The sequence below is a fragment of the Janthinobacterium sp. 13 genome, assembly GCF_002749695.1.
In the GTDB taxonomy this organism is placed as follows: Bacteria; Pseudomonadota; Gammaproteobacteria; order Burkholderiales; family Burkholderiaceae_D; genus Janthinobacterium; species Janthinobacterium kumbetense.
In genome coordinates this window covers 2,489,112-2,501,093 of record NZ_PEEQ01000001.1, presented here as the reverse complement: position 1 = coordinate 2,501,093, position 11,982 = coordinate 2,489,112, and the positions used below count along the sequence as shown (strand labels likewise).

Here is an 11,982-nt window from a genome sequence, read left to right as displayed (position 1 = left end):
TGGTCATGAAACATACCAACTTTAATAATTTGCCTTGCCCGATCGCACGCAGCCTGGGCAAGGTGGGCGAATGGTGGAGCATCCTCATCCTGCGCGAAGCGTTTTACGGCAAGACGCGTTTCGACGAATTTGAAAAAAGCCTCAAGATTGCGCCCACCATCCTGACGCGCCGCCTGGCCGACCTGGTGGAAGGGGGCTTGATGACGCGCCGCCTGTATTGTGCCAAGCCGCCCCGCTACGACTATGTGCTGACCAAGTCCGGGCGCGCCTTCAAGCCCGTCTTGCTGGCGTTTATTGCCTGGGGTAATGAGAACTTCGCCCCCGAAGGCGCCAGCCTCGTCATCGCCAGCCGCGACACGGGCCTGGCCGCCGATCCGGTGCTGGTCGACGCCACGACGGGCTTGCCCATCAACGACGAGTACTACGCGTTCGCGCCAGGGCCTGCCGCCAGCGACAGCATGCGCAGCATCATCCTCGATGCGGAAAAAAGCAGCGGCATCGCGCCCAAGCCGAAGGCGCCGGCCGCCAACCGCGGCTGGGTGGCGGAAGGCCACCTGGCCTGAACGCGGGCTGGCAGGCGAGCAGCAAGTTTGGCGTACAGCAAAGCGGACACGGCGGCATGGCGTTACTGTCGCACTATGCAACTCAAGTGCGGCGTACGCCCGGCTCGGCTGTACGGGCAGGGCGCCATCCGTGATCCGATGTCCGTTGAGGGAGTATTGCGATGAGCACACTGCAACAACACGTACGCCGCGCCGCCAGCGTGCTGGCGCTGGCCGCCCTGCTGGGCGCCTGTTCCCACGGCCCGCATCATCCGGGCGGCCATGACGTCACCTTGACGGGCGCGCAGGAAGTGCCGGCCAATACCAGCACGGCCAGCGGCAGCAGCAATATCCGCGTCGCCCACGACCGCAGCGTCAGCGGCGGCGTGCGCTACACGGGCATGGTGGCCACCGTCGCGCACATCCATGAAGCGCCCGCCGGCGCGAATGGCCCCGTCATCGTGCCGCTGGTGAAAACTGCCGAAGGCATGTTTGCCGTGCCGGCCGGCACCATGCTCACGCCGCCCCAGTATGCGAGCTACCAGGCCGGCAACCTGTACGTGAACGTGCATAGCGCCGCCTATCCGGCCGGCGAGATCCGCGCCCAGCTCAAACCCTAGCCGGCTTGGCGTTTTCCCCGAAACCTCCTTGGGCCGCGCGAGCGGCCTTTTTTTGCGCCAGGCGGCCGGCCGGTGCAGCGCGCTACAATGGCGCTCCATGCTGACCATCCTCGCCATCACCTTTCCCTTCTTCGCCCTGGTGCTGTGCGGCTACCTGGCCGTGCGGCGCAAGCTGCTGCCGCTGGCCGCCATCGGCGGCTTGAACAGTTTTGTCCTGTACTTCGCGCTGCCCTGCATGCTGTACCGCTTCGGCGCCGCCACGCCCATCGCGCAGCTGCTCGACGCGAGCGTGTTCGGCGTCTACCTGCTGTGCGCCCTGATCATGGTGGGCGTCACCACGGCCATGACCTTGAGCCACCGCATCGACTGGAACAACGCCGCCTTCGGTGCGCTGGTGGCGGCTTTCCCGAATACGGGTTTCATGGGCGTGCCCCTGCTATTGACCTTGCTCGGTCCCCGCTCCTCGGGCCCCGTCATCGTCACCATCGTCGTCGACATGCTCATTACCAGCTCGCTGTGCATCGCCCTGTCGCGCATCGGTAGCGGCGGCGCGCACGGCAGCCGCGCGGCCGTCATGAATGCCTTGAAGGGCATGGTGGGCAATCCGATGCCGTGGGCGATTGTGCTGGGCGCCCTGACGTCGTGGCTGGAACTGGCCTTGCCCAAGCCGTTGATGCAGACGGTGGGCCTGCTGGCCGACGCCGCCTCGCCGGTGGCCCTGTTTACCATCGGCGCCGTGCTGGCCCGTTCGCAGATGAGCACGAGCGACCCGGCGCCACTGGGCGAGTATGTGCCCGTGGCGCTGAAAAAACTGCTGCTGCATCCGCTGCTGGTGTGGGGCATCGGCCACGCGGCCATCGCGCTGGGCGCGCCGCTCGATCCGTTTGCGCTGACCTGCATGGTGCTGGTGGCTTGCCTGCCCAGCGCCAGCAACGTCTCGCTGCTGTCGGAACGCTTCGGCGCGAATACTGCGCGCATCGCCCGCATCATCCTCGTGTCGACGGCGCTGTCGTTTTTGACGTTTTCGGCGGCTGTCAGCTGGCTGACTTGACGTTGGCGGCGATCAGCGCGCCCAGGGCCTGCGCCGCGCCGGCTTGCGTGTCCAGCGCCAGGCCATGCGCCATGCTGGCCTGGTCCTGCATGCTGCGGTTCTGCCCCAGCTTCCATTTTCCCGTGATGCGCGTGAGGGGAATCTCGATGCCGACGATGGCTTTCAAGAGTTTCTCGATGTAGCTGGCCGGCGCATCGCCCACTTTCCAAGGCGCGGCTTGACCTGCCTCATGGCGCGCCGTCAGGCGCTCCAGCAATCCCAGCAGCCACGCCGCGTCGTCGATGACGCGCAGGGGGCCGTGCGCGTGCACGACCGCGTAATTGAAAGTGGGGACTTCCTTGCCGCTGCGCTGCTTTTCCGCATACCAGGCGGGCGTGATGTAGGCGTGCGGCCCCTGGAAGATCACCATGCAGTCATCGCTCCCGCCGGCCACGCGCCACAGCGGGTTGGCGCGCGCCACGTGGGCGCGCAGGATGCCGAATGGTGCCTCGGGCGTGGGCGCGGCGATCTCGAACGGCAGGTGGTCGGCGCACAGGCCATCGGCGCCATGGCGCACCAGCGCGCCCAGCGGATGCGCCTGGACCAGGCCATGCAGCACCTCGAGGCGCTCTTCGCGGAAGGTGGCGGGCGTGTACATCTAGTGGGCTCCTTCCACGACCACGTCGGCCGTCAGCGAATTGGCGATGTAGCAGCGCTCGTGCGCGTCGTGGTGCAGGGCGGCCAGCGCCTCGGGCGAGGGCGGCGTTCCCGCGAAGACGATGCGCGGACGCAGCACGATGCGCGTCATGGCCTGGCGCCCGGCGGCATTTTTTCCCAGCTCGCCGACGGCGTCGTCGCGGTAGTCGTCGATGACGTAGCCGCGCTGCGCTGCCAGCGACAGGAAGAACAGCATGTGGCAGCTCGACGTGGCGGCCACCAGCGCTTCTTCCGGATCGACGTTGGCCGCCACCGACATGGGCAACGGCACGGACAGGGGCGACGACGAAGCGGGTACCGTCAGGCCGCCGTCGAACTGCCATTCATGGCCGCGGCTGTAGCGCTGGCCGGCGAAATCCTGGCCGTCACGCTGCCAGGCCACGGTGGCGAAAAACTGATGCATGGGTGCTCCGCAAGAGTAGAAGGGGGATGCACCATCTTAGCGCCAGTCTTGGCTATTTAAAACAGCCAATAAGTGCTATCTTGAAGTTACCAATTCAAGAATGCCATCATGCCAGTTTCCCACCTGCACCAGGTTATCGCCGCCTTGCCGCTGCAGCGCGGCGCCAGCGAGCCGCTGTTTCGCCAGCTGTATGCGGCCATCAAGGCCGCCATCCTCGATGGCCGCATGAGTCCCGGCATGCAGCTGCCGCCCACGCGCGACTTTTGCCGCCTGCTGGCCGTGTCGCGCCAGACGGTGCTCAATGCGTATGCGCAGCTGGCGGCCGAAGGTTATCTCGATGGCGCCGTGGGGCGCGGCACCTTTGTCAGCCGCGACGTTCCTCTGCCTGTCCCTGCCGCGGCGCCGGGCTTGCTGCGGCCCCTGTCGGCGCGCGGGCAGGGCGTGGTGGCGGCCATGCGCCAGGTGGCGTTCCACCGGGGGCCGCTGCGCGCCTTTCGCGTCGGCATGCCGCGCATCGACCATTTTCCGTTCGACGTGTGGAACCGCCTGGAAGCGCGGCGCTGGCGCCGTCCCGATCACCATTTCGGCTACAGCGACCCGGCCGGCTACCTGCCGCTGCGCGAACTGCTGTGCGTGTACCTGAAGGCGTCGCGCGGCGTCCAGTGCACGCCGCAGCAGATCGTCATCACCTCCGGTTCGCAGCAGGCGCTGTTCCTGCTGTCGACCATCCTGCTGGCGCCCGGCGACGCGGCCTGGATGGAGTCGCCCGGCTACCGGGGCGCCAGCGGCCCGCTGCGCGCGGCCGGCGCGCGCGTCTTTCCCGTCCCCGTCGATGCGCAGGGGCTCGACGTGGCGTATGGCGTGGCGCATTGCCCGCTGGCGAAGCTGGCCTACGTGACGCCTTCGCACCAGATGCCGCTGGGCGTGAGCATGAGCTTGCCCCGCCGCCTGGCCTTGCTGGCCTGGGCCGCGCAAAACAAAGCCTGGCTGGTGGAAGACGATTACGACAGCGAATACCGCTACACGGGCGCGCCGCTGGCCTCGCTGCAAAGCCTGGACCGGGCCGGTTGCGTGGTGTACGTGGGCACCTTGTCGAAAGTGCTGTTCCCGGGCCTGCGCCTGGGCTACATGGTGGCGCCGCCCGCGCTGGCCGAAGCGCTGGTGCAGGCCAAGGCCGTGATGGACCGCCACACGGCCATCGTGCCGCAGATGGCGCTGGCCGACTTCATCGCCGAGGGCCACTTTGGCCGGCATATCCGCCGCACGCGCGACAGCAATGCCGAGCGGCGCGACCTGCTGGTGCGTGGCCTGGCGCGCGAACTCGACGACCAGCTCACCTGCGGCCCGGCCGACAGCGGCCTGGAACTGTGCGCGTATTTTCGCGGCAGCCATGACGAGGAAGCGGTGTCGCACGCGGGCCTGGCACGGGGCATCGAATTGCGTCCGCTGGGCCACTATGCCGATCCGGCGGCGGGGCCGGAGTGTGCCACGCCGCCCGGGCTGCTGCTGGGCTTTGCAGCGATTCCCCCGGCCGAGATGGCGCACGGCTTGCAGGAACTGGGGCGCCTCCTGCGCGGCCGATAAACTATACTGGCACTTGCCTGCACATGAAGAACACGACCATGAATATTACCCGCTGCTCCTGGGCCAATCCGGCCAATCCCCGTTATCTCGATTACCACGATACGGAGTGGGGCGTGCCCTGCCACGACGAGCGCCGGCTGTTCGAGATGCTGAACCTGGAAGGCGCGCAGGCTGGCCTGAGCTGGGAAACCATCCTCAACAAGCGCGACACCTACCGCGCCGCCTTCGATAACTGGGATGCGGAAAAGATCGCCGCGTATGGCCCGGACAAGGTGGCGCAGCTGCTGCTCGACCCGGGCATCGTGCGCAACCGCCTGAAGGTGGCGGCGGCCATCACGAATGCGCAAGCCTATTTGCGCCTGCGCGCGGAAGGGCAGACCCTGGACAGCTTCCTGTGGGCGTATGTCGATGGCCAGCCCATCGTCAACAGCTGGCAGACCGGCGAGCGTCCCGCCAAGACGGCCTTGTCCGACAAACTGTCGAAAGACTTGCTCAAGCGGGGCTTCAAGTTCGTCGGTTCGACCATCATCTACGCCTACATGCAGGGCATCGGCATGGTCGACGACCATACGCCCGCCTGCTTTTGCCGCGCGGGGCATTGATGCGCCGCGCGCTGGTGCTGCTCGACACGGATTTTGACGGCGCCCGCTTGCGTGCCGCCTGCGCGGCGCATGGCGGCCGCCGCCTGCATTACATCGCGCTGGCGCCGCGTCCCGTCGACGCCAACCACTTGCCCGAGCAGTGGCGCGCGCAGTGGCCGCCCTGCGTGCCGGGCCTGCACCGCATGGTCTCGCACGATGGCCTCGTCACGCTCGATGTGCTGATCGGCGAACCCGATGCCTGCCTGGCGCAATTGTCGGCGCGTGTCGACGAAGTGCACCTGGCCTGGGTGCCGGCAGCCACGCCCGTGCTGGCGCGCCTGATGGTCGATGGCGCCCGCCTGCAGGCCGTGCACCTGGACGAGGCGCAGCGCATGGCGCTGCAAAAGAACGGTTTTGTCTTCGACGAGAGCCGTTTGCGCGCCATGTTTTATGCGCGGCGCGCAGAGCACGTGGCTGCCGTGGCGCCCGAGCGGCGCGCCATCGTCATCGGCGCGGGCGTGGCCGGTGCGGCCGCCTGCGAACGCCTGGCCGCGCGCGGCTGGAAGGTGACCTTGATCGAACGCCAAGCACAGCCGGCCAGCGAGGCGTCGGGCAACCTGGCCGGCATCTTCATGCCGCAGCTGTCGAAGGACGACAATATCGCCACGCGCCTGGTGCGCGCCGCCTACCTGTACTCGCTGCGCTACTGGCAGGACCTGGGCGGCATCGGCAGCGCCTTTGATGGCGCGCAATGCGGCGTGCTGCAGCTGGCGCGCGATGACGCGCATGCGCAGGTGCAGCGGCAGATCGCCGCCAGCGGCCTGTATCCGCGCGAATTCGCCCGCTGGCTGGAAGCGCCCGAGGCGGCGGCCATGCTGGGCGCGCCGGCGCCCGATGGCGCCTGGTGGTTCGAACAGGGCGGCTGGGCGCGCCCGTCCTCCGTCTGCGCCGCCATGCTGGACGCCTGCGGCGCCCTGCTCACGCGGCGCTTTTCCAGCAGCGCCCTGCGCCTGGAACGCGGCGATCAAGAATGGCTGGTGCGCGATGCGCAAGGTACCCTGATCGCGGCCGCGCCCACCGTCATCCTGGCGGCGGGCACGGGGGCCGTGGATGTCGAGCAGGCGGCCGGCCTGCCGCTGGACGCCGTGCGGGGGCAAGTCACGCACCTGGCCGAAGGCAGCTTGCCTTCGTTGCCGTTCGTCGTCTGCCGCGAAGCCTACATGACGCCGGCGCACCAGGGTGTTGTCTGCGTGGGCGCCAGCTATGATGCGGACGCGGACACCACGTTGCGCCCATCGAGCCAGGAAGAAAACATCGCGAAGATCGCCGACATCCTTGGCGTAGCCCCGTTCGAGGCGCCGCTGGCCGGGCGCACGGGCTTTCGCTGCGTGGCGCCGGACCGTTTGCCGCTGGCGGGCGCCTTGCCCGACCCCGGCGTGCCAGGCCGCTGCGAGCGCCTGCGCGACGTGCCCCGCTGGCCCGGCCTGTTCGGCTTGCTCGGCTATGCCTCGCGCGGCCTGATCTGGGCGCCGCTGGCGGCCGAGCTGCTGGCTTGCCAGCTGGAGGGCGAACCGCTGCCGCTGGAGAGTCAATTGGCCGCCGCTTTGGACCCTGCGCGCTTTTTATTACGAGAGCGCCGTAGAGCATATTGATTCTGGTCTTTTTCTAATTTACCCCCCAAACAAGTTCTGGGGTCAGACCCGGCGGGTCTGACCCCGGCTTTACGCTGCAATATCTCCATATACGTTTTTCAGCTTTCCAAACTCTTTTTAATTTGTTTTCCGAACAACATAAGTTCGCTACAGTGGACTCGTGCTGGTTTTTGACGACGGAATAAAGAGGTGGAAAGATGGCTGCTGCAGAACTGATTTTCGATCCCCGCGCCGCGCACGGCGAGGCGGCGTTTGACGAAGTGCTCAATCTCGCGCGTACCCAGGCGCAGGCGCAAGGCTTGCCGTATGCGGGCATCGTCAGCGCGCAGGATGCATGGCAGCTGGTGCAGGCCGGCAAAGCCGTGCTGGTCGACGTGCGCACGAATGAAGAACGCACCTTCGTCGGCTACGTGCCCGCCTCGCTGCACGTGGCGTGGGCGACCGGCACGTCCATGAACCGCAATCCCCGCTTTACGCGCGAACTGGAAGCGAAAGTGCGTGGCAAGGACGCCGTCGTGGTGCTGCTGTGCCGCAGCGGCAAGCGCTCGGCCGCAGCTGCCGAAGCGGCGGCCAAGGCCGGCTTCACGCACGTCTTCAATATCGCGCAAGGCTTCGAGGGCGACCTCGATGAGCAGCAGCAGCGTGGCCACAGCGGTGGCTGGCGCTGGCATGCGCTGCCCTGGCTGCAAGATTAAATCTCCCTTCAGGATCACCATGAACCAGCGAGCCATCCCCCCTGCCTCCCTTGCCGCGCAGCCGCAATGGGAATTGCGCCAGATCGTCGATGAATTGCGCGCCGTGCGCGAGCAGTGGCGCGAAGGATTGGCCAGCAACCAGGAGTGCGGCGCGCGCGAATTCCCGTCGCGCCAGCATTTGCGCGACATCGTCGGAGCCCTGTGCGCGGCCCTGTTTCCCATGCGCCTGGGCCCCCTCGACCTGCAGCAGGAGAGCGAGGATTTCTTTGTCGGCCACACGCTCGACACGACCCTGACGGGCTTGCACGAACAGGTGCGGCGCGAACTCAGTTACCACGCGCGCCAGCATGGCTTGCAGCAGACGGTGTCCATCGAACAGCAGGCGCTGGCCATCGTGCAGCGCTTCGCCCGCGCGCTGCCGCGCATCCGTGCCCAGCTCGACACGGACGTGGCGGCCGCCTTCCATGGCGACCCGGCCGCGCACAGCGTCGACGAAGTGCTGCTGTGCTATCCGGGCATCCTGGCCATCATCCATTACCGCCTGGCGCATACCTTGTATGCGCTGGGCGCGCCGCTGGTGGCGCGCATCATCGCCGAAGTGGCCCATTCGCAGACGGGCATCGACATCCACCCGGGCGCCATCATCGGCAGCAGCTTTTTCATCGACCATGGCACGGGCGTGGTGATCGGCGAGACGGCCATCATCGGCGAACGGGTGCGCATCTATCAAGCCGTCACCCTGGGCGCCAAGCGCTTTCCCGCCGGCGCCGATGGCGTGCTGAAAAAGGGACTGGCGCGCCACCCCATCGTGCAGGACGACGTGGTCATCTACGCGGGCGCGACGATCCTGGGACGGGTGACCATCGGCCAGGGCTCCGTCATCGGCGGCAATGTCTGGCTGACCCGCAGCGTGGCGCCCGGCAGCCATGTCACGCAAGCGCATAACCAGCAGGAAGCACCGGAGTTGCCGGAGCTGCCGGCGCCATCCCACCCCGCTTTTGCCCACCACCCATGAGGACAGCATGTTGATCAAACAGTTTGGACTGGCCGTGCGCCAGTTGCGCGAAGGGCATGGCTGGTCGCAGGAGCGCCTGGCCGAAGCGGCCGACTTGAACCGCTCGTTCATCGGCGAGATCGAACGGGGCGCCGCCACGCCGTCGCTGCTGACGGTGGAAAAGCTGGCCGGCGCGCTGGGCATCGGCCTGGCGGGCTTGATGGCGCGCTGCGAGCCGGAATTGGTGGATTAATGCGGGTGGATTAAAACGTCGCGTTGATGGCGATAGCATGTTGAGAGATCAGGGGAGACGCTTGATACTTTATTTGTTTTTCAGATAAGCATATTCACTTTTCTCATTAGGAGTCGTAGATGGCCGAAGCAACCCCCGATAGCCAGTTTGCGCTGGGCGACAACGCCGCGCGCCAGCTGGCCAATGCAAGCAAGAGCGTCCCCCAGCTGTCCACGATCACGCCGCGCTGGCTCGTGCACCTGCTGCAATGGCTGCCCGTGGAAGCGGGTATCTACCGCCTGAACCGCGTGAAAAATCCGAAGGACGTGCGCGTGGCCTGCTCGCAGCGCGACGAGTCGGAACTGCCGCAAACCTTCGTCGACTACGACGACCAGCCGCGCGAATACTTCCTCAATGCCGTCAGCACGGTGCTCGACGTGCACACGCGCGTGTCGGACCTGTACAGCAGTCCGCACGACCAGATCAAGGAGCAGCTGCGCCTGACCATCGAAACGATCAAGGAGCGCCAGGAAAGCGAATTGATCAACAATCCCGACTACGGCCTGCTGGCCAGCGTGCACGACGACCAGCGCATCTTTACCCTGACGGGTGCGCCCACGCCGGACGACCTCGACGAACTGCTGACGAAAGTGTGGAAGGAGCCGGGCTTCTTCCTCGCGCACCCGCTGGCCATTGCCGCCTTCGGCCGCGAATGCACGCGCCGCGGCGTGCCGCCACCGACCGTCAGCCTGTTCGGTTCCCAGTTCCTCACGTGGCGCGGCGTGCCGCTGGTGCCGTCCGACAAGCTGCCCATCGAAGACGGCAAGACGAAGATCATCCTGCTGCGCGCGGGTGAACAGCGGCAAGGCGTGATCGGCCTGTTCCAGCCTGGCCTGGCGGGCGAGCAAAGCCCGGGCCTGTCCGTGCGCTTCATGGGCATCAACCGCCACGCGATTTCGTCCTACCTGATTTCGCTGTATTGCTCGCTGGCCGTGCTGACCGACGATGCGCTGGCCGTACTGGAAGACGTGGAGATCGGTAAATACCATGACTACCCAGACACCTACAAGTGATGGCGCGGCGGGCTTGCCTGCCGTCCCGTTTTTACCCGACGAAGCGACCTTGAACCGCCTGGCGGGAGAATTCTTTGCGCGCCTGCCGGGCTTGGACAAGTCGCCCAGCCTCGGCGGTTCCGGCAGCGTGCTCGATGCGGCGCCCCGCTATGCGAACCGTCCGCCGCCGCAACCCGGTCCTGCGTTCGCCGCCATCGCTCCCGGCGTGGCGACGGCGCAGGTGCCGCCCGTGACGGCGCCCCTGGAAGCGCCCATTGCGCCGGCCCCCGCGTCCGTGCCGACGCCGCGCTTGTCGGCGATCAATGCGCCGGCTGCACCGTCGCCGTATTATTTTATCGGTGGCGCGCATGGTTATCCCGCGTCGGGCAATGGCCTTGATGGCCTGGCGCGGCAGGGGCAAGGGCAGACAGCGCCCGATGATGTGCTGGGCCTGTTTGCCACGCCGCAGCAGGCGCCCGCGCGCCAGTTGCCCGTCTCGCCAGCCAGTGGCCAGCCCGCGTTCTATTTCCAGACCGAGCTGCCCTCGGCGACGAAGCCTGGCCAGCACCAGACGCCGGCGCCGTTCGACGTGCACGCCGTGCGGCGCGATTTTCCCGTGCTGGCCGAGCGGGTCAACGGCAAGCCGCTGGCCTGGTTCGACAATGCGGCCACCACGCACAAGCCGCAGTCGGTGATCGACCGCGTGTCGTATTTCTATGCGCACGAAAATTCGAACATCCATCGCGCGGCCCACGCGCTGGCGGCGCGCGCCAGCGATGCGTATGAAGCGGCACGCGCCAAGGTCGCCAGTTTTCTGGGCGCCGCCTCGGCCAATGAAATCATCTTCGTGCGGGGCGCCACGGAAGGCATCAATTTGATTGCCAATACCTTTGGCCGCAAGTACATAGCCAGCGGCGACGAGATCATCGTCTCGCAGCTCGAGCACCATGCCAATATCGTGCCGTGGCAGCAGCTGGCGGCAGAGAAGGGCGCGACATTGCGCGTGATTCCCGTCGATGACAGCGGCCAGATCATCCTCGATGAATTCCGCAAGCTGCTCAACGGACGCACCAAGCTGGTGTCCGTGACGCAGGTGTCGAATGCGCTGGGGACGGTCACGCCCGTGGCGCAGATCATCGCGCTCGCGCATGCGGCCGGCGTGCGCGTGCTGGTCGACGGGGCGCAAGCCGTGTCGCACCTGCGCGTGGACGTACAGGCGCTGGGCGCCGATTTCTATGTGTTTTCGGGGCATAAAGTGTTCGGCCCGACGGGCATCGGCGCCGTGTATGGCAAGGCGGATTTGCTGGAGCAATTGCCGCCGTGGCAGGGCGGCGGCAACATGATCGCCGACGTCACGTTCGAGCGCACCGTCTACCAGGGCGTGCCGAACCGTTTCGAGGCGGGCACGGGCAATATCGCCGATGCCGTGGGCCTGGGCGCGGCCATCGACTACGTGCAGCGCATCGGCCTGGAAAACATCGCCTCCTACGAGCACGCGCTGCTGGAATACGCGACGCACCACTTGCAAGCCATTCCCGGCGTGCGCCTGATCGGCACGGCGCTGGACAAGGCCAGCGTGGCCTCGTTCGTGCTGGCCGGTTACGAGCCGGCGGAAGTGGGGCGCGCCCTCAATGACGAGGGTATCGCCGTGCGCTCGGGCCACCACTGCGCCCAGCCTATCCTGCGCCGCTTCGGCGTGGAAGCGACCGTGCGCCCCTCGTTCGCCTTCTACAACACGTATGAGGAAATCGACCGCATGATCGTCGTGGTCAAACGCCTGGCGGGCGCGCGCCGCTGATCTTGCCGCCTTGTCAAGCCGATGCCGCCCCTGCGCCAGCGGGGGCGGCATTGTTGCGTCATGTCACGGACTTTGCGCCTGG

The 11,982-nt window shown here is 66.9% G+C and carries 13 protein-coding genes; 11 read left to right on the top strand and 2 right to left on the bottom strand.

What is annotated here, in order from left to right:
• Nucleotides 1-5: 5 nt before the first annotated feature.
• From CLU94_RS10975 to CLU94_RS10965, 3 genes are all read left to right on the top strand, one after another.
• Nucleotides 6-563, top strand: coding sequence for a winged helix-turn-helix transcriptional regulator (locus CLU94_RS10975; protein ID WP_034753667.1), 558 nt, complete (start codon nt 6-8; stop codon nt 561-563).
• A 161-nt stretch (nt 564-724) separates the two neighbouring features.
• Nucleotides 725-1,162, top strand: coding sequence for a CHRD domain-containing protein (locus CLU94_RS10970; RefSeq protein ID WP_099665651.1), 438 nt, complete (start codon nt 725-727; stop codon nt 1,160-1,162).
• 97 nt (nt 1,163-1,259) lie between these two features.
• The gene (locus tag CLU94_RS10965; RefSeq protein WP_099668267.1) at nt 1,260-2,213 is read left to right on the top strand and encodes an AEC family transporter; all 954 of its coding nucleotides are present in this window, start codon (nt 1,260-1,262) and stop codon (nt 2,211-2,213) included.
• On the opposite strand, the gene CLU94_RS10960 is transcribed toward CLU94_RS10965, so the two are convergent.
• Nucleotides 2,197-2,850: an FMN-binding negative transcriptional regulator gene (locus CLU94_RS10960; RefSeq protein ID WP_099665650.1), complete on the bottom strand. Its 654-nt coding sequence runs from the start codon at nt 2,848-2,850 to the stop codon at nt 2,197-2,199. The genes CLU94_RS10965 and CLU94_RS10960 overlap by 17 nt on opposite strands.
• Complete coding sequence (locus CLU94_RS10955) at nt 2,851-3,312, bottom strand: OsmC family protein (RefSeq protein WP_099665649.1); 462 nt, start codon at nt 3,310-3,312, stop codon at nt 2,851-2,853.
• 108 nt (nt 3,313-3,420) lie between these two features.
• On the opposite strand from CLU94_RS10955, the gene pdxR reads away from it, so the two are divergent.
• From pdxR to CLU94_RS10915, 8 genes are all read left to right on the top strand, one after another.
• Nucleotides 3,421-4,896 (top strand): MocR-like pyridoxine biosynthesis transcription factor PdxR, encoded by a 1,476-nt coding sequence (pdxR, locus tag CLU94_RS10950; protein ID WP_099665648.1) that lies wholly within the window; start codon nt 3,421-3,423, stop codon nt 4,894-4,896.
• Nucleotides 4,897-4,934: 38 nt separating this feature from the next.
• Entirely contained in the window at nt 4,935-5,498 is a 564-nt protein-coding gene (locus CLU94_RS10945) for a DNA-3-methyladenine glycosylase I (protein WP_099668266.1), read from the top strand.
• Complete coding sequence (mnmC, locus tag CLU94_RS10940; RefSeq protein WP_099665647.1) at nt 5,498-7,129, top strand: FAD-dependent 5-carboxymethylaminomethyl-2-thiouridine(34) oxidoreductase MnmC; 1,632 nt, start codon at nt 5,498-5,500, stop codon at nt 7,127-7,129. The genes CLU94_RS10945 and mnmC overlap by 1 nt, the downstream gene beginning before the upstream one ends.
• A 197-nt stretch (nt 7,130-7,326) precedes the next feature.
• Nucleotides 7,327-7,824 (top strand): rhodanese-like domain-containing protein, encoded by a 498-nt coding sequence (locus tag CLU94_RS10935; RefSeq protein WP_099665646.1) that lies wholly within the window; start codon nt 7,327-7,329, stop codon nt 7,822-7,824.
• Between the two features lie 19 nt (nt 7,825-7,843).
• Complete coding sequence (epsC, locus tag CLU94_RS10930) at nt 7,844-8,839, top strand: serine O-acetyltransferase EpsC (protein WP_099665645.1); 996 nt, start codon at nt 7,844-7,846, stop codon at nt 8,837-8,839.
• A 7-nt stretch (nt 8,840-8,846) separates the two neighbouring features.
• Nucleotides 8,847-9,071 carry a helix-turn-helix domain-containing protein gene (locus CLU94_RS10925; RefSeq protein ID WP_034784364.1) on the top strand — a complete coding sequence of 75 codons (225 nt, stop codon included), beginning with the start codon at nt 8,847-8,849 and terminating at the stop codon, nt 9,069-9,071.
• Between the two features lie 119 nt (nt 9,072-9,190).
• Nucleotides 9,191-10,123, top strand: coding sequence for a family 2A encapsulin nanocompartment shell protein (locus CLU94_RS10920; RefSeq protein WP_071325557.1), 933 nt, complete (start codon nt 9,191-9,193; stop codon nt 10,121-10,123).
• The gene (locus CLU94_RS10915; RefSeq protein ID WP_099665644.1) at nt 10,098-11,900 is read left to right on the top strand and encodes a family 2A encapsulin nanocompartment cargo protein cysteine desulfurase; all 1,803 of its coding nucleotides are present in this window, start codon (nt 10,098-10,100) and stop codon (nt 11,898-11,900) included. Before CLU94_RS10920 ends, CLU94_RS10915 begins: the two co-directional genes overlap by 26 nt.
• Nucleotides 11,901-11,982 lie beyond the last annotated feature (82 nt).